Consider the following 16,597-nt stretch of genomic DNA (forward strand, 5'->3'; position numbering starts at 1 on the left):
CACCCTAATCAATAAGGCCTCTTTATGAGGCCTTTTTCGTTATTTACCCTGTCAATATGAGCACAATTGCTTTCATTTCAAGAGGTTTCTCACAACGTCAACATATATGAAATGATAAGCTGCTCAATCTTTGTTTTGGCTATAGTTCTTTTATGAATTTAACTGGCACCGGACGCCGACGCGGCGTTGAATTAATGGGTCTAGCGCTTGTTGTTGCCTTTGGCTACTTCTTTGCAGATAAAACCCTGTTTGATGAAGCAACACCTGCCATGCCATCGCCAGCACTAAACTGCACCATCGGCACGACTCCCTGTACGTTTGACCACGCAACCGTCTCGATGGCATCAGCCACGGCCGATCCTCTTATTCCGACTGAAATCCGTGTGGAAATCTCTAATGCAAATGTCGATCACCTGATAGTAGAGCTTCAAGGCGTTGAGATGAACATGGGAATTTACAAACTCAAGCTTTCTTCAGCAGGCAATAACGTGTATGCAGGAGACTTGATGCTCCCAATCTGCATGGAAGATGAAATGACTTGGCGAGGCGTAGTCAAAAGCCCTGATAACGCTCTCTCTTTACCTATTGACGTAAGGATGGCTCGATGAAAGTAAAAGTTCTGGTTGTTGTCGCTGCTCTTTTGGCTGGCTTTGGTGCGCGATACCTCGTTGACCAAAATAACAAACCTGCTGCTACCCCATCAGAAATCGGCCTACTTCAAAGTGGAACAGAAACCATCAACCTGTTTGATGAAAACGACGAAAGAGTGCGCGTGGTTTATTTCGGCTATACCCATTGCCCAGATGTATGCCCTACGTCACTGGCAATTCTCTCAGCATCACTCAAGTCTTTGCCTGAAGAAACACTCGAAGGTGTAAGACCCGTATTCATCACGCTTGACCCTGAGCGAGATAATGGTGAAGCCGCGCAAGAGTACGCTGGATATTTTCATCCGAATATTGAAGGTGCCAGCACATCAACGGATAAAACGACGGCATTGGCCCGAAAATATGGCGTGCTTTACCAAATTACACAGATGAAAGACTCAGCCATGGAATACGCCGTAGACCACAGCTCTTACTTCTATTTCTTGAACCCTAAAGGTGAGTTACTTGAAAAAGTACCTCATACGTTGAATCCAAACATGGTTTCAGACGCCATTCTTAGGCTCACCACCCAAACACAATAAACACGATGAGATTTCGGCGACTTGTGGATACGGGTCGCGCTTATTTAACAGGAGTTTCCAATGAACTTTCGTGCTTCTCTTTTAGCAGCCGCATTCAGTGCTATTTCTTTTTCGTCTTTTGCAGCGATTGAAGTTTCAGAGCCCTACGCACGCGCTACACCTCCACACGCGCCAAACAGCGCTGCTTTTATGATGCTGAAAAATAGCGGGGATGAAACTGTGTCACTCCTTAATGCAACAACATCCGCAGCGGGAGTTGTAGAACTGCATACCCATGCAATGCACGATGGCATGATGAAAATGCGTCGGGTAGAAAGTATCGAGGTGCCAGCAAATGGCATGACGGAATTGAAGCCGGGTGGTTTACACGTAATGCTCTTTGATTTGCAAAAACCACTTAAGGAAGGTGAGACACTTCCGCTAACGCTAACCTTTTCAGATGGAACACAAATTACCCAAGAAGTGCCAATCAAGAAGGTCATGGCAGGCGCACATATGAAACACAAGCACTGAAACGGTTATAAAACTAGCAAAGTTCTAGACTTTTATTCTGATGAGGGACTTAGATCTTTAAGCTGTATCAACATTGAGGCGCATAACTCTACGCACTAAGGGGCAGAATAGTAAAACGCAGTCTATGGTTATACTGCAGCCAGTTGTTTAAACAGGTAAATATTAAAGCAGTAAGGCAACCCAACAAAAACGAAGAGGTTTTTACTATGAAAATTCGTCTCCTAGCAGTAGCAGCAATCGCATCCAGCGCATTATTAGCTGGTTGTTCAAGCAATTCAGCGCTTGAGCAAAGCGTAGCTGACCTGTCGTCTAAAGTAGACTCTCTGTCTAACCAAGTTTCAGCTCTACAAGGCGACGTAGCAGACGTAGCAGCAGCATCAGCGCTTTCTTATGATGAAGCAGCACGCGCAAACGAGCGCATTGACAACATGGCGCAGTCTTACAGCAAGTAAGAACTACGCTATATTCCCCCTATAATTCTGCGGCTCCTTCGGGAGCCGCAGCGTTTTGTGCAAACGCATTTCCCACTTCAATCGGCACGCCTGATTGCACTGCCAGTGCAGCACGATAACGGCTAAAGTTCATTTGGTTTGATTTCAGCCAATGCGCAATACGCGGATCAGGTTGAGTCAGAACTCGCTTACCTACCTCTGACTCATCAATGGAAAGAGGGCGATGCGCTTCAACATATACCGCACCGTCAGGTTCATAACTGGTTTTCACAGGCTCATTGATAATTCGAACCTTTTCTCCCAATACGACTTTCTCAAATAACCAAACGATATCGCTCGGTCTCATACGAATGCAGCCAGCACTGACACGAAGCCCAATACCGAAGTCTTTGTTCGTGCCATGGATAAGATAGGAGCCAGTGCCATAAGCCAATCTCAGCGCGTGAGTACCCAGCGGGTTTTCAGGGCCTGCAGGTACCACATCTGGCAGCACAATATTGCGCTCTTCCAAATACTCTTTTCTCAGGCTTGCAGGGGGCGTCCAGGTCGGGTTTTCACGCTTCTGGCTAATTTTGGTTGTCATAATCGGTGTTTCACGACCAACACTACCAATACCAATCGGGAATATATGAACCTTTTGGTTTTCCGTATCGAAGTAGTAGAGACGCAACTCCGCCAGATTGATAACGATGCCATCGTAATCAACGTCAGGAAGGATCAATTGCTGTGGAATGGTGACAAACGTTCCCGCTTTTGGCAGGTAAGGATCAATTCCCGGGTTTGCAGAAAGCAAAGCCAAAAAGCCTACGTTGTAGTCTTTGGCAATCAATTCGAGGTGCTCACCAGGCTTAACAATATGGACAGGGTTGTCCCCTATCAGACGTGTTTCGGCTTCTGGCCAAGCATACTCATTCGCCATTGATAACGTCGGTAGAAGGCTGGCAAACAAGACAGGGATAAGTTTACGCGCGGATTTCATCTCGCCTTTTTCTCTCAAGGTTTTTTGATATTAGTTTCTTCTTAAAAGATAACACGAGATATGACCTTTGCTCTCTGCTATGCCTTTCAATACACCAGATTATTCGCTGTTGTTTCTCATGGCCGAAACACAAAGATAAAGAGCGCTTATCAGCGCTCTTTTAACAAAATGGTGCCTTGTTCAAAACATGCTCAGAAGAACATACGAAGACCAAAAGCTCCCTCAAACTTGAAAGCAGCGTCATCCTGCCAATACCAAGTTGTTCCCGCCTCACCATAAAGCTCGATATCACCATGCCCCATTGGAACAGCAATCCCTAGCCCAGCACGCGGCCCCCATTTATGGTGTTTATCGTCTACCCATTGGGCACCTGTGTAAGCATAAACTGGTGAAAATTCTGGACGGGCGAGCCAATCGCCCAGATTAAAGGTTCCGTCGACAGCGACGCCGTTTTCTTCAATGCCAATTGATACACGAAGGTTATGCTGGGCAATGCTGACACCAGACATAGGAGAACCGATGAACACGCCCGCCGAAAGGCCTTGCGCTGAAGCCGGCATAGCCGACGATGCAAGTGCGAGCATAAAAATATAACGTTTCATTTGAAAATCCATTCCCGGAGCACGTTTGGAAACTGACGGTTAAATAACCACTTAGTCAATGACTTCTCGTTCGACTTCACTCTACCCATCATCTATCGCAACTACCATACTGTAATGAACGTTTTTTCATAAAAACCTAATCCTTTGAAAGAATTTAAACGTTATATAGGTCTGATAGGTAAGAGTTGTAACGTGCCTTCGCACAGATTGAGAACGGAGTAACCTGATGCTGATCCGAGTGCCAAAGAAATCAGAAATAAAAGAAAATGAACTCACCCCGGAAAGTGTTTACAAGTCCCGTCGTGAAATTCTGAAAAAACTCGGAATCGTGACCGCCAGCCTCCCCTTTGCCGCCCAATCCCAGGCTAATATTTTTGGTATTTTCGGTGGTGATGATGACAAGGCAACTGATGGCACAACCTTTGTCAGATCCCCGCTGGTTGCAGAGAAAACACCTTATGGCAAAGGGCTAGAAACAACGCCTGAGTCAAAAGTGCTGACCTATAACAACTTCTATGAATTCGGCACCGGAAAAGGTGACCCTGTCGAAAACAGCCAGAATTTCGTTGTTAATCCATGGACACTCGAAGTCGATGGCTTAGTGAACAAACCCATGAAGCTGAGCTATGACGACTTGCTTAAAAAATTCCCGCTCGAAGACCGCTTCTATCGTATGCGCTGTGTTGAGGCATGGTCCATGAACATTCCTTGGGTAGGTTTTTCCCTCGCGGCACTGTTGAAAGAAGCGGATCCAATGGGAAGCGCTAAATACGTGGCATTCGAAACCCTTCATGATCCAAAACAAATGCCAGGCCAACGTTCCCAGTTTGTTGGTGGCGGTATTGATTACCCTTATGTAGAAGGCTTGAGACTGGATGAAGCCATGAATCCGCTGACCTTACTTAGCGTTGGATTGTTTGGTCAAACACTTGCACCGCAGAATGGCGCACCTGTGCGTTTGGTTGTGCCCTGGAAGTATGGTTTCAAGAGCATCAAATCCATTGTGAAGATTCACCTTCTGGAAGCACAACCAGCGACAACTTGGAATCTGTTAGCGCCACATGAATACGGATTCTATGCCAACGTCAATCCGCAGGTTGACCACCCTCGTTGGAGCCAAGCTTCAGAGCGATTTATCGGTGAAGGTTCTATTTTCAGCTCGCGTCGTCAGCCGACCGCGATGTTTAATGGCTATCAGGAAGAAGTCGCTCACCTATATACGGACATGAACCTGAAGGCGAATTATTAATGCGTTTAACGCCCACGCACATCACGCTGATTAAAACTATTGTTCATCTTGTCAGCCTAGGCTTTGCAGTCAATTTGGTGAACTTGGTTTTGTCGGGTCGATTTGGCGCAGATCCGGTCGATGGCATCACCCACTTCACAGGCATCGCTGCACTGAATACCTTGGTGGTGACTATGTTGATCAGCCCAATCGCCCGTTTTACCAAAAACGGCTTGTTGGTTCGCTGTCGTCGCGTTGTCGGTCTTTATGCGTTCTTTTGGGCAACATTACATATGCTGACCTATTTTGCGCTCGATCTGACTTTCAATTTCTCACTGCTTGGGACTGAAATCCTGTCGCGACCTTATCTGACATTTGGTGCACTGGGATGGCTGATCCTGTTTGCACTGACAATGACGTCAACTGCAAAAATCCAGCGCAGTATGGGCGCGAAATGGCAGCAATTGCACAACCTCGTTTACGTTGCACTGATTGTTGGCCCCATTCACTTCTACTGGTCGTCAAAATCAGAACTCATTGAGCCGACGATTTACCTACTTTTGGCGCTAACCCTGTTGGCGATTCGTTGGAAAACCCTCAAAAGAATCGTTTTACGACCAGTATTTAGGCGGACATAACCTCACTTTTGAACGGCTCTGCACAATTAGCGCATCCAGATATAGCAAATTTCAAATTTTTGCCATACTTTAGGGAACCTTAGCGCAACCCTATGTTGTAGTGTTGATTTTTGGAGTAGGCGTTTTTGCTGGACGAACTGATTTCGCAGAGCCTGAGAGACTTTCAATCTGATTGTGTCAGCTTTTGCGAACACCACTATCCGACAATCCACAATCGTGGAATGAAAGAAAGCCACTTGGGCAAAGCCTTGGCGCGTCGTTTAATCCACTCCTACAACAATCTCAATATCGATGCGGAATACACTCAGCTTGATGAAACAGCCACACTCAAACATCCTGCATTTCGCATTGAGAGCCCTGAACATCAAATCTACATTGTCGCGCATCGCTTAATCAGTGCGAATGTTGCCTGCCGAAAAGGTCTTGTAAAAGACACGCAATGGACGTTAGAGCATCTAGATACGGCAAGTGATAAAGAGAAACGGCTCATCATTGTTGCCGATCACTGGGTCGACCGATCCAGCGCGAGTAAGTCCGTACCGAGTTGGTGGCTCGGTCACCAACCCATCCACAAAGAAGAGTATGTCGCACAAGGGATCCGATTAGTCGACGCGGATCGCAGCCTTTCGGAAGATATTGCGCAAGAATGCAATCTCAGTGACGGTCGACACCGGATATTTCATCCTCTTTTCCGTCATCGCGATGGATTGCCACTGTTCAAATACATGCTACTCACCGCTGCCTACACGCTGTAACTGATCCACCCTGAACGGAATCTCATGACCACAGAAGTTCACGCTAACGACGCGATGTTGCGCGACGCGCCATTGTTACGCCTTTTCCTTCGTTATTCACTGCCAACAATCGCTGCCATGCTGGTGACGGGTATTTATGTTGCCGTTGATGGCATGTTTATCGGCCATTTTGTTGGTGAAGAAGGACTAGCAGCTATCATGCTTGCCTATCCTATCGGGTCCATTCTCTATGCCTTGGGCAACCTGATTGGCATGGGCGCTGCGTCTCTCGTTTCTATCAACCTTGGACAAGGAAAACCAAACGTCGCGCAGCATATTGTCGGGAACGCACTGTCCTTATCACTGATTGTCAGCCTTATTATCTCGATCGTCGGCGTGGCGTTTTGCGAAGATGTCATTCTCGCACTCGGTGCAGAAGGTCGGGTTGCAGAAATGGCTGTTACTTACCTTCGGTGGTATTTCGGGATGGGCGTATTTGCGCTGGTATCCATGGCATTCTCTATTTTGCTGAGAAACGATGGGGAACCAAACCGCGTTACTTTCATTATGATCTTTGGCGGCGTGCTAAATATCTTTCTAGATTGGGTATTTATCGTTTTGATTCCATGGGAGCTAAAAGGCGCGGCGATTGCGACCATGCTGTCTCAGGCCGCAACTGCATTGCTTTGTTTACGTCACTTTTTCAAACCAACCACCCGGTTACGTTTTACGCTAGATTCCATCGTCATTAGGGCCAAAACGATCACAGACATTCTTCAACTCGGCATTCCGGGTTTTTTGATGTACCTGTATCTGTCTGTGGTGCTCACTTTTCACAATATGGCGTTTCTCGCCTCTGGTGCTCCTATCAATGTCGCTGCCTATGCCATAGTCAGTTATACAGAAGCCTTTTTTTATTTAGCTTTTGAAGGTATCGCCTTGGGTATGCAACCCATTACCAGTTTTAACCTGGGTGCAGGCCAGATTCAGCGTGTTAAAACCAGCCGGAATATCGCCTTTGGTGCGACCATGATTGTTGCCGCTTTTGGCTTGTTTATCGTATACGGATTTCCTGAAGCCATTATTTATGCCTTTGGCGGAGATAATCCAGAGTTGGCTGCAGTGACCCGAGAAGGCATGTACCTCTACTTCTGGGGCTTGCCAATGGAAGGTTTACTTTTGGTCGGTGCGATATATTTTCAGTCTATCAATCAGGCGAGCATTGCCAATTGGTTAACGGGCGGTAAACTGGTCATTATTGCCGCAATGTTATATTTCCTAACGAAATTCGCCGGCACAACGGGTACATGGATTTCACTCGCTTGTACCAGCACCCTGCTGACACTATGGATGCTGTGGAAGTTGTATCAAACCCAACCAGTTACGGCGTCACTTAATAAACCACCACAATAAGAGGCAAGGATGCTCGAAAAAATCATTAGCATACTGTTTCCGGTATTTGCCGTCGTCGCAGCTGGCTTTTTTGTAGGCAAGGCATTCAAACCTGATATGCGCCATATCAACAGAATCAATATCGATTTAATGGTGCCGTGTTTGGTGTTCACCACCCTTTCTGTGATGCCTATGGGCGGGCAACAAAACTCGCTCATCGTGGCTGCTGTTCTCGCTGTTCTGCTCCCCGGCGTTTTAATGTTTGGCATCGGAAAAGTGATGTCTCTGCCTTTCAAAACCTGGGGACCGCCTCAAATGTTCCGTAATAGCGGGAACCTTGCTATTCCTCTTTTTGGCTATGCATTTGGGGTGAGTGCAGAGGCGCCTGCCGTCTTGCTCTTTGTGGTTTCTGTCATTCTCCACCTTACCGTGGGTATGGCTTTGCTGAGCAACAGCGAATATCGCTTTAACAACGTCCTTAAAATGCCGCTGCTTTGGGCGGCTATGCTCGCGCTGGTTTTCAATCTCAATGGCTGGACAGTTTGGAATCCACTCAATGAAGGCATGACGCTCGTTGGAAATGCAGCGGTGCCCGTCATGCTGATTTCACTTGGCGTTCAGCTGACTGCCATTAAGTGGTCTGGAATTCGTGTTGGAATTTTGAGCACGATATTGAGCTTGGTGACAGGTGCAATCAGTTTTACGCTGATCTACTTTTTTATCCCTCTTCCGTCAGAGCACATGCGAATGATGCTTTTGTTCGCCATGCTGCCACCAGCCGTGATGAATTTTCTCTACGCAGAGCGCTTTAAAGTGGGCGCAGATGAGGTAGCGTCAATGGTGCTGTTCGGAAATGGCTTTACCGTATTGACGCTACCTTTGCTGCTTATCGCGGCTTTTGCATGGTTATGAAGCGTTAAACATAGGGCTTTTTCCATACAGATTTGAAATCAAACCAGCCAACGCGGTTTGAGGCGACATCTTCCAATTCCTGTCCGTCTACAACGCCCTGCCAGATATGGAAAAGTGGGACGATCTGTGAGGATTCAACCAATAGACGTCCTAATGACTCCGCATTGAAGGTTTCGTTTTTCTGGGCGCGCCACGCCGCCATTTTCTCAATTAATGCCTCAAACTCACCCTCTGGCATAGCTGATGAAACATGATCAAAATTCATCAACCAAGGCAGAATTGCATCATGCTTCTTGCTGCCCAAACTCATCCCACAAAGCCAAATATCTACTTTTTTCGGGCTGGTAGGCTGCATCATTTCTTCGTATGGAACAGTGTGAATTTCCAGCTCGACGCCGTCCTCGTCCAACATGTCTTTGAGTGCCGCAGCGAGAAGTGGAAAGAGTGGATTATCGGCCTGATGAGCCAGCCTCAGTTTTGATTTTGATGGGGGCAATACATCTTGTCTCGCCGTTTTGGTATGTATCCATCCAGGAACTAAACCATAGGCATTAGTCAGACGGTATTCACCAATTCCCCTTTCCGCTAAGTGAGGCAACAAGAAAAGAGATGAAACGCGCTGACAAATATAATCCGCCCAGCGCTTGTCCTTCGCAATACCCGTTTTTCTATTCAGCAAAAGGTAATCACAACCTTCGTCTATCTCCAATCGCTCGTTCGCGGCGCTTTGAAGTGCACCTTGTCGAGAGTCCAACGCAGTAGGATCAAGTGACGCGGTGGGCTGTAAATAACACATTGCCGCGCTATCCAACACCCATATCTCAATTTCATCAGTCAGTGCACGAAACCCGAAATACTGGTCGTGTGCTTTTAACACCAGGTGTCGCCTGTTGTTGTCGACGATTCGATAAGGGCCGGTACCAACAGGAAAAGCGTCAGCATCTTTACTTTTTGCAGCCTTGTGAGATTGAATCGACGCCATAGGAACAGCCAAGGTTTCAGCAAACCTCACATCAGGTCGGCTCAAAATGAAATCCACAACGTTCTCTGCCGGCGCTTCAATATGCTGAATATGAGAAAAGTAAGGACTGCCGGACATAGCATTAATTGACCAAATCACATCTTCTGCGCTCAATAGCGTGCCATCATGAAATTTCACTGCAGGGCGCAAATAGAATCGCCAATGGGTATCTGTGATGGATTCCCAGTGATGCGCTAAGTCTGCCTCGACTTTCTCATTAGTTTCATTAAGTCGCGTCAATCCATTAAATATTTGTGAGACTAAATGCTGCTCAGAACGGCGCAAAGGTTTAGCTGGGTTTAACGTAGGGAATGAGCGGTAATAAGGAAGGCGGATGATCTGCTTACCTTCCTGAGTAGAAACACCTAACTGTTCCTGAATCAGTCTTGCAAGCTTGGCGGCATCGTTGTCTAGCTCCTCAAGTGCTGCGTCCAGTTTGCCTTCCTGAACCCACTTTCTAACGCGGCGCATTTGAAGATCGGAATCACTGCGGTGAAACGTCAGGCGACTCTGCTTTCCTCGGCCGACCGCGGGTTCCCAACTCAACCAGCCCTGCTCCGCCATCTTATTGAGCACCATTCTTGCGTTGCGACGGGTACAACAAAAGATGTCCGCCATGGTCTCGAGATTGGTATCAGCGTCTTTTCCGTCGAAACGGTTATAAATCATTGAAAACTGCGTTTGAAGGCGTTGTCCGGACATAAAAGGGGGAACCTGAGAAGTCAGCGATTATCGAATCCATTTCCTATTTTATACCTAAAATCATGATTCTCCAGCAATGGTTAACTGGTCAACTTATCGCCATTCAGCTTGAGTATTTCCTCATTTTGTTGGTGAGCCATTGTTATTTCATCGAACAGCGCTATTATCGAAACACGATTGAAGATTGCCTTCACGCTGCCGAGAGATTGAGTTCTCGGACATTCTAGATTCCGGAGTTCTTATGAGCGAATCCACCGTTCTTTCCCACTTCCACAAAAAACAGGCTTGGATGGCAAGCCACGTAGAAAGTGCACAATTCCCAACGGCTGAAAGCAAAGAAGGTTTACGTTTGTACAGGGCAGCGGAGGCAGAACCCGCTTCAACGGAAACATCGTCCGGTGGCGCAACAGAAGGCTTTACATTTTATGAGGTTGATTGTCACCCACTGATGGTTCGCTACGCGAAAACGCTGGCACAAAAATGGCCAGAATCAGAACGCGAAACCATCATGGAGTTCTTATCTCAACTTTCGCTAACAGATTTGCCGACGCCAGACGGCATGCATGTCGAACTGTATGTCGCAATGCAAGAAGGTACACCAGTGGCAACAGGAATGTTATTAAGCTCGGAAGAGTCTGATGGAAAAGTCATCGGGATCTACGATGTATACGGACTGACAAGTGATGCTTCAAACGCCATCAAACAACACCTTATTTCATTGGCAGGTGATGGAAACGTAGTAAGCGAATAGCGTAACGTATTCCCAGAAACACAAAAGCAGAGCTCAGGCTCTGCTTTTTCTTTTTATCGCTTTAGCGCTTTTTAATTTTTATTCTCGACTGAAAATTGGGCTTTGAAAAAGTGTATAAAACAGTCGTAACCGGAGCGTTTATGAACGGCAAGCACGCTCTTTTTTAACGATAAAGAATGCTGCAACGATAAATGCGACGACCAGAATTGTTTCCACGTTTCTCTCCTAAATAGTTTTGCTCTGCGTTCCGTAGCACCGTCAAAACCACTACCACGTCTTGCTTTTGCGAATTGATGTTTTTTTGTTCGGCGCGAAGTATAACCAAATCCCGTAAGCAAATCTCGTGAAATGTTAACTTTTTGGCTAAAAAATTCACTACAACTATGGAAACCGTGAATCACCTCCATAACCACTCATACAGCGTAAAAGCCCTTAATACATATTTCATTGATTTAAATCAGGAAAAATAAAGCCACCCTATAGTGAGGCGGCTTTTAATTCATGAAATAAATATGCATTTTCTACTGGATTTGCGCGCCTTCTTCAGCCCACTGTCCGATCAATTCACGTTCTTCCTGTGTCATTTGGGTCAGATTGCCAAGAGGCATAATATTTGTGGTCACCGTCTGCGCTACGATTCTGGAGACTTCTAGCTGCATCTGCTCTGGGGTATCCAACATGACTCCCGCTGGAGCAGTGGCAAAAGCAGGGTGAGTTGGCGCTTGGGAGTGGCAAACCGTACAACGCTCCAAAATGATCTCTTGTACCGAAACAAATATCAGATCTTCGTTACCGATAGATGAAGTCGGCATGTCGTGAGAATGACCTGCTGAGACGTTTTGAGAAACAGACTGAGGCGCAGAGACAAATGCCAGACAAACCAAACCTAACGCTGCAGTTGGGATGGTCCACGCATACTTCTGACTTCCATGACGCGTATTGAAGTAATGGCGAACCAATACGCTAATCACTGAAAGACCTGCCAAAATTGCCCAGTTGTATTCGTTGCCATAAGTGCTGGGGAAATGATTGCTGATCATTATGAACAGCACAGGCAGCGTGAGGTAGTTGTTGTGACGTGAACGCAACAGGCCTTTAGCAGGAAGCTCAGGATCCGGCTCTGTGCCCTCTTCAATCGCTTTCACTAATCCGCGCTGCGCTGGCATGATGATACGGAACACATTACCCACCATGATAGTACCGATAATGGCACCCACATGAATGTAAGCGCCACGGCCACTAAAGACCAAACTCAGCGCCCAGGCAGCAAAGACTAAGAAAGCGAATAACACTAATCCAAGTAACATGGGCTTTTTGCCCAGAGGGGAATCACACAGAAAATCGTAAACAAACCAGCCAGCAATCAAAGACCCAACACCGATCGCCACCGCTGTCATTGGCTCTATACCCGACCCCGGTTTAACGAGGTAAATGTCTGCATTGGAGTAAAAAACAATGGTGAGCAGTGCAACACCCGTGATCCAGGTGAAGTAAGCCTCCCACTTAAACCAATGAAGTGTTTCAGGCATTTTAGGCGGCGCTAGTTTGTATTTCTCGAGGTGATAGATACCACCACCGTGTATCGCCCATAAATCGCCGGACAATCCTTCTTTAGGATTCGATCTGTTTAAGTTGTTTTCCAGCCATACGAAGTAGAAAGACGCACCAATCCAGGCAACACCAGTAATCATGTGTACCCAGCGCACTGCCAGATTGAGCCATTCCGTGATATACGGATCCATAACAACCTCCTGTACGGACGCCGTCGCTAAATTTGTCTGCTACAAAAAAGCTTACGTCGTCCCTTCCTGTTTTTCTCAGATATCGGCCTGTTCGTTAACCAAAGCAACAAATCGCTTTTGTTAAAATGATGACGTTAAAAATTGGGCGCCAATATCACACGTGTTTGTTCTGAAAAGAAAAACTCGTCACAGTTATTACCTGCACCTTCCCTGTCAACCACCAGAAACTGGTCATTCGGTGTCAAAGCAAGAACAGGATGATGCCAAACGCCCAGATGGTAGTTCACCCCTTGGCTACCTTTTGCATGGAAAGCGCGGATCGAACCTGGATCCGGCGCTTCTCCCGGCGGCGCGACCACCACCAGATAGTCATTGCCGAGCAAAGGCATAAAAGCCTGTGAGCCCTTGGGATGGCGTTCCAACATCATGATGTGCAAAGGATAGGAAAGAGGGGTCGCCTGAAATATATTGATGATAACGCCACTGCCCTCGTCAACTTGAGTCGTTGCGAGCTTATGGTAACGACGCGTCGAGCCGTTATTAATCATGAAGTAGTCACGATTTTCGGCTTCAATCACATCGCCAAACGGCATGAACGCTTCTTTCGTCAGCGGTTCCGGTTTTAACATCAATTCCGTGACTGGCACTCTTCCTTCTCCTTTGTCTTTTTCTCACTGTAACGGGTAATCAGCTCAGCCAGATTTCCTGCCAATTAGGCGTACACGACTTATGCCGCCATCTGGGAAAATGTTGACCCTGACGTGGGAGATCGCACCCAAATTATTCACCTGCTCAGCAAACTCATGGATGGCGTCTGCAGACAGCTTCTGACTTGGCAAGAGCTCACGCCAGAAGAGGCTTTGCGTGGCAATTTGCTCGTCAGTGCCACCTTCTACAAAAGCAGCTTGAATCGAGACGCTATCTGGGAAATTTCCTTTGAAATGGGCTGTATCAATAACAATCCGCTCTACCAATCCCGCATGCCCCATAGAAAGGATGACCCAGTCATTCCCAGGCACGCGACGACGCGCTGTTTCCCAGCCGTCTCCCATATTGACACCGCGACCAGGCATGATCAGGTTACTCATGTGACCGAAGTGTTGGTCATTACATGCCAGAGCGCGTCCGCCGTTTTCTACAGCGACTAGGTCGAGTTCGCTTTCCGGGTTAACGCGTTCCCAATCAATTTCAGGATGACCATAAACACGAAGCCTTGCTACCCCACCGTCTGGATAGATATGAAAGCGGACATGGGTGAAGGGTCGGTCAGAATAAATATCTGCAAAGTGGTGGCTGTCTCCCTGAAGATTCATTGAAGGCAGAAGTTCTTCCCAAGTCTGTTCGTCGGTTGGATTACCATCAGGGCAGTAACAACCTTCCAGTGATGCTGAAGGAGGAAAGTTTCCAGTGAAGTGAGAGGTGTCTATATCTACGCCGATGATCTTGCCCGGCAAACCAAGGCGAATCACACAGTAGTCGTGGCCTTCTTCACGCTTGCGTCGCGATTCCCAGCCATCCATCCATTTACCGTTATCATCGTAAACGTCTTCTTTCCATTCCGGAGGCGCATCATCAACAAGACGTTGTTTGTCTGCGAAGAAGTCATCTGTCGCGTAGATCGCTTCAGTACCGAGCCGGCTACTGGCGAGATTAACGAGCTTGACGAAGTCAGGACGATTATCCATTTCCATTGCTTCCTTTATCACATATATCTGAGACACCGGATGACGTTAAAGCTGTGGTGTCGGTGGATACAAAAGGTCGCGTCTTTTCCCCTTTCACTGTAGCTGGAAGCATCGAGCGTGCTTCCGGCGAGCTTCAATTTGCGAGACGCTGAATTCGTCGACAAACCCTGAAATAGGATTGATATGTCGACGGCCAGAGAGCTACAAATCACGTAGCCTGAACAGTGCGATTTTGTTGATTTCAGCAATCGCAGTGTTGAATTCAGTTGTTACATCGTTTTCTAAACGTTTTTCGAACGCTTCAAGAATCAAGTGTCTGTTTGCCCCTTTCACCGCCATGATGAAAGGAAACTGGAACTTTTCTTTGTAGCGATCGTTGAAATCGGTGAAACGAGCAAACTCTTCTGAGGTACATTGATCGATACCTGCACTTGCCTGTTCTGACGTTGACTCTGCCGTTAATTCACCAGCCTGAGCTGCTCGACCTGCAAGGTCGGGGTGAGCCAGAACGACCTGCATTTTTGAAGAGTCTTCCGCATTGTTGAGCACATCTGCCATGCGGGAGTGAAGCGTCTCCTGTTCATCAAACGCTGCATCAAGCCCAGCACCATAAGCTTGCTCTGCTACCCAGGGACTGTGCTCGTAAACCCCGCCAAACGTATCGACAAACTCTTCTTTCGTTTGCTCGCTGGGGCGACAGGTTGAAAATCGTGCCATTACTATGCCTTTCCTTAGACCTGTTTAGTCATGCTTGGATGTGGGTGATGATTGTGCCAGTGTTTGGCGATATCAATTCGACGGGTGATCCATACCCTGTCATGTTGCTTCACGTATTCTATAAACCGCTTAAGCGCAGCCAGTCTTCCCGGTCTGCCAATCAAGCGGCAATGCAAACCGATAGAAAGCATTTTCGGTTCGTCTTGTCCTTCTTCATACAGCACATCAAAACTGTCTTTGAGATACTGAAAAAATTGCTCGCCAGAATTGAAGCCCTGAGCGGTAGAGAAGCGCATATCGTTTGTATCCAAGGCATACGGAATGACGAGTTGAGGCTTACCTGGTTTGGTCCCATCTTCATGCCAGTACGGAAGATCATCGTCATAAGCATCAGAGTCATAAAGAAAACCACCTTCTTCAGCGACCAATCTACGGGTGTTTGGGCTTGTTCTGCCCGTGTACCATCCTAATGGCCGCTCTCCTGTGACCGCTTTAATCGCCGCGATAGCTTTTTGCATGTCTTCCCGTTCGTCTTCTTCACGAACATATTGATAGTCAATCCAACGGTATCCGTGGCTGCAAATTTCGTGACCTTCTTCTGCCATCGCCTGAATGGCCTCGGGATATCTTTCGGCGGCCATCCCAACGGCAAATACCGTCAAGGGCATCTCATGTTGACGGAAAAGTTTTAATGTCCGCCATAGTCCAGCACGCGTGCCATATTCGTAGATTGACTCCATGCTGATATGCCTGACACCTGCCAAGGGTTGTGCGGAAGGAATTTCAGATAAAAATGCTTCTGACTCCCTGTCCCCATGCAATACACAGCGTTCGCCGCCCTCTTCAAAATTCAGTACAAACGAAACCGCAATCCGAGCCTCCCCCGGCCATCTTGGATGAGGGGGATGAGCACCATAGCCTTTCAAATCCCGAGGATAGTCACTACTCATCGCGCCATTCCTATCATTAAACCTTGCGTTAAACCTTGCGTTAAACCTTGCGTTATAAGCCTGAAGCTCACCGTTTCTCTTTATCAGTTTATTCGGAGCAATCAAAGGAGGATCTTTCTCCTAGCTGGTAAGCACATTTTTAGTATTACATTTTGTATACAATTTACAAGAACAAGTTAACGAAATGTTGTCGCCTTCATGTTTCTAGAAATCCATCTCATGCGAGTTTTGCATCAAATTCCTGCGTTAACCTCTTTATATAACGGCTTTCCCCTATGATTCTCACTATTGATACTGCGCATTTTTCGACCTTTACAAGAATTAAGTATTGTGTACATTTTAAGTTCATAGATGTGCACACAGAATGAAATGCATCGGATCATACACATA

17 protein-coding genes and 2 pseudogenes are annotated in these 16,597 nt (G+C 47.0%); 10 read left to right on the forward strand and 9 right to left on the reverse strand.

Going from position 1 to position 16,597, the window contains the following annotated elements; translation table 11 throughout:
* The first annotated feature begins 152 nt into the window (after window positions 1-152).
* The 4 genes from D515_RS03065 to D515_RS03080 all read left to right on the forward strand — a co-directional run bounded on the left by D515_RS03065 (window position 153) and on the right by D515_RS03080 (window position 2,154).
* Entirely contained in the window at window positions 153-608 is a 456-nt protein-coding gene (locus D515_RS03065) for a hypothetical protein (protein ID WP_039849549.1), read from the forward strand.
* A complete protein-coding gene (locus tag D515_RS03070; RefSeq protein WP_002535913.1) occupies window positions 605-1,189 on the forward strand; it encodes an SCO family protein in 585 nt (194 codons plus the stop codon). The genes D515_RS03065 and D515_RS03070 overlap by 4 nt, the downstream gene beginning before the upstream one ends.
* A gap of 60 nt (window positions 1,190-1,249) precedes the next feature.
* A complete protein-coding gene (locus tag D515_RS03075; RefSeq protein WP_002535914.1) occupies window positions 1,250-1,702 on the forward strand; it encodes a copper chaperone PCu(A)C in 453 nt (150 codons plus the stop codon).
* A 206-nt stretch (window positions 1,703-1,908) separates the two neighbouring features.
* Complete coding sequence (locus D515_RS03080) at window positions 1,909-2,154, forward strand: LPP leucine zipper domain-containing protein (protein WP_002535915.1); 246 nt, start codon at window positions 1,909-1,911, stop codon at window positions 2,152-2,154.
* Window positions 2,155-2,173: 19 nt separating this feature from the next.
* Here D515_RS03080 and D515_RS03085 read toward each other — a convergent pair whose 3' ends face one another.
* Together D515_RS03085 and D515_RS03090 are read right to left on the reverse strand one after the other, a co-directional pair.
* On the reverse strand, window positions 2,174-3,133 hold the full coding sequence (locus tag D515_RS03085; RefSeq protein WP_002535916.1) for a L,D-transpeptidase family protein: 960 nt from the start codon (window positions 3,131-3,133) through the stop codon (window positions 2,174-2,176).
* Window positions 3,134-3,324: 191 nt separating this feature from the next.
* Window positions 3,325-3,735, reverse strand: a complete 411-nt coding sequence (locus D515_RS03090; RefSeq protein ID WP_002535918.1) for a hypothetical protein — start codon at window positions 3,733-3,735, stop codon at window positions 3,325-3,327.
* 226 nt (window positions 3,736-3,961) lie between these two features.
* On the opposite strand from D515_RS03090, the gene msrP reads away from it, so the two are divergent.
* The 5 genes from msrP (at window position 3,962) to D515_RS03115 (ending at window position 8,639) form a co-directional block, all read left to right on the forward strand.
* The gene (msrP, locus tag D515_RS03095) at window positions 3,962-4,984 is read left to right on the forward strand and encodes a protein-methionine-sulfoxide reductase catalytic subunit MsrP (RefSeq protein ID WP_002535919.1); all 1,023 of its coding nucleotides are present in this window, start codon (window positions 3,962-3,964) and stop codon (window positions 4,982-4,984) included.
* Window positions 4,984-5,601 (forward strand): protein-methionine-sulfoxide reductase heme-binding subunit MsrQ, encoded by a 618-nt coding sequence (gene msrQ / locus D515_RS03100; protein ID WP_002535920.1) that lies wholly within the window; start codon window positions 4,984-4,986, stop codon window positions 5,599-5,601. The genes msrP and msrQ overlap by 1 nt, the downstream gene beginning before the upstream one ends.
* Window positions 5,602-5,726: 125 nt before the next feature.
* A complete protein-coding gene (locus D515_RS03105) occupies window positions 5,727-6,356 on the forward strand; it encodes a hypothetical protein (protein WP_002535921.1) in 630 nt (209 codons plus the stop codon).
* Window positions 6,357-6,380: 24 nt separating this feature from the next.
* Entirely contained in the window at window positions 6,381-7,748 is a 1,368-nt protein-coding gene (locus D515_RS03110; protein WP_002535922.1) for an MATE family efflux transporter, read from the forward strand.
* 9 nt (window positions 7,749-7,757) lie between these two features.
* Window positions 7,758-8,639 (forward strand): AEC family transporter, encoded by an 882-nt coding sequence (locus D515_RS03115; RefSeq protein WP_002535923.1) that lies wholly within the window; start codon window positions 7,758-7,760, stop codon window positions 8,637-8,639.
* A gap of 4 nt (window positions 8,640-8,643) precedes the next feature.
* Here D515_RS03115 and D515_RS03120 read toward each other — a convergent pair whose 3' ends face one another.
* Complete coding sequence (locus tag D515_RS03120) at window positions 8,644-10,362, reverse strand: SgrR family transcriptional regulator (protein WP_002535924.1); 1,719 nt, start codon at window positions 10,360-10,362, stop codon at window positions 8,644-8,646.
* 241 nt (window positions 10,363-10,603) lie between these two features.
* On the opposite strand from D515_RS03120, the gene D515_RS03125 reads away from it, so the two are divergent.
* Window positions 10,604-11,113, forward strand: coding sequence for a hypothetical protein (locus D515_RS03125; protein WP_002535927.1), 510 nt, complete (start codon window positions 10,604-10,606; stop codon window positions 11,111-11,113).
* A 521-nt stretch (window positions 11,114-11,634) separates the two neighbouring features.
* Here the strand turns inward: D515_RS03125 and D515_RS26415 are convergent.
* The 6 genes and pseudogenes from D515_RS26415 to puuE form a co-directional block, all read right to left on the reverse strand.
* A pseudogene (locus tag D515_RS26415) lies at window positions 11,635-11,931 on the reverse strand (urate hydroxylase PuuD); the annotation flags it as partial.
* A 45-nt stretch (window positions 11,932-11,976) separates the two neighbouring features.
* A pseudogene (locus D515_RS03130) lies at window positions 11,977-12,855 on the reverse strand (urate hydroxylase PuuD); the annotation flags it as partial.
* A gap of 134 nt (window positions 12,856-12,989) precedes the next feature.
* A complete protein-coding gene (locus tag D515_RS03135) occupies window positions 12,990-13,484 on the reverse strand; it encodes an ureidoglycolate lyase (protein ID WP_039849586.1) in 495 nt (164 codons plus the stop codon).
* A 63-nt stretch (window positions 13,485-13,547) separates the two neighbouring features.
* Window positions 13,548-14,540: an allantoicase gene (alc, locus tag D515_RS03140; protein ID WP_002535932.1), complete on the reverse strand. Its 993-nt coding sequence runs from the start codon at window positions 14,538-14,540 to the stop codon at window positions 13,548-13,550.
* A 201-nt stretch (window positions 14,541-14,741) separates the two neighbouring features.
* Window positions 14,742-15,257 carry a 2-oxo-4-hydroxy-4-carboxy-5-ureidoimidazoline decarboxylase gene (gene uraD / locus D515_RS03145; RefSeq protein ID WP_002535933.1) on the reverse strand — a complete coding sequence of 172 codons (516 nt, stop codon included), beginning with the start codon at window positions 15,255-15,257 and terminating at the stop codon, window positions 14,742-14,744.
* A gap of 14 nt (window positions 15,258-15,271) precedes the next feature.
* Entirely contained in the window at window positions 15,272-16,207 is a 936-nt protein-coding gene (gene puuE / locus D515_RS03150) for an allantoinase PuuE (protein WP_002535935.1), read from the reverse strand.
* Window positions 16,208-16,597 lie beyond the last annotated feature (390 nt).

Origin of the sequence: Grimontia indica (assembly GCF_000333895.2) — a bacterium.
GTDB classification, from domain to species: Bacteria; Pseudomonadota; Gammaproteobacteria; order Enterobacterales; family Vibrionaceae; genus Enterovibrio; species Enterovibrio indicus.

Coding starts and splice junctions, on each gene's coding strand:
- D515_RS03065 (WP_039849549.1), top strand. CDS start 153: ATGAATTTAACTGGCACCGGACGCCGACGCGGCGTTGAATTAATGGGT.
- D515_RS03070 (WP_002535913.1), top strand. CDS start 605: ATGAAAGTAAAAGTTCTGGTTGTTGTCGCTGCTCTTTTGGCTGGCTTT.
- D515_RS03075 (WP_002535914.1), top strand. CDS start 1,250: ATGAACTTTCGTGCTTCTCTTTTAGCAGCCGCATTCAGTGCTATTTCT.
- D515_RS03080 (WP_002535915.1), top strand. CDS start 1,909: ATGAAAATTCGTCTCCTAGCAGTAGCAGCAATCGCATCCAGCGCATTA.
- D515_RS03085 (WP_002535916.1), bottom strand. CDS start 3,133: ATGAAATCCGCGCGTAAACTTATCCCTGTCTTGTTTGCCAGCCTTCTA.
- D515_RS03090 (WP_002535918.1), bottom strand. CDS start 3,735: ATGAAACGTTATATTTTTATGCTCGCACTTGCATCGTCGGCTATGCCG.
- msrP (WP_002535919.1), top strand. CDS start 3,962: ATGCTGATCCGAGTGCCAAAGAAATCAGAAATAAAAGAAAATGAACTC.
- msrQ (WP_002535920.1), top strand. CDS start 4,984: ATGCGTTTAACGCCCACGCACATCACGCTGATTAAAACTATTGTTCAT.
- D515_RS03110 (WP_002535922.1), top strand. CDS start 6,381: ATGACCACAGAAGTTCACGCTAACGACGCGATGTTGCGCGACGCGCCA.
- D515_RS03115 (WP_002535923.1), top strand. CDS start 7,758: ATGCTCGAAAAAATCATTAGCATACTGTTTCCGGTATTTGCCGTCGTC.
- D515_RS03120 (WP_002535924.1), bottom strand. CDS start 10,362: ATGTCCGGACAACGCCTTCAAACGCAGTTTTCAATGATTTATAACCGT.
- D515_RS03125 (WP_002535927.1), top strand. CDS start 10,604: ATGAGCGAATCCACCGTTCTTTCCCACTTCCACAAAAAACAGGCTTGG.
- D515_RS03135 (WP_039849586.1), bottom strand. CDS start 13,484: ATGTTAAAACCGGAACCGCTGACGAAAGAAGCGTTCATGCCGTTTGGC.
- alc (WP_002535932.1), bottom strand. CDS start 14,540: ATGGATAATCGTCCTGACTTCGTCAAGCTCGTTAATCTCGCCAGTAGC.
- uraD (WP_002535933.1), bottom strand. CDS start 15,257: ATGGCACGATTTTCAACCTGTCGCCCCAGCGAGCAAACGAAAGAAGAG.
- puuE (WP_002535935.1), bottom strand. CDS start 16,207: ATGAGTAGTGACTATCCTCGGGATTTGAAAGGCTATGGTGCTCATCCC.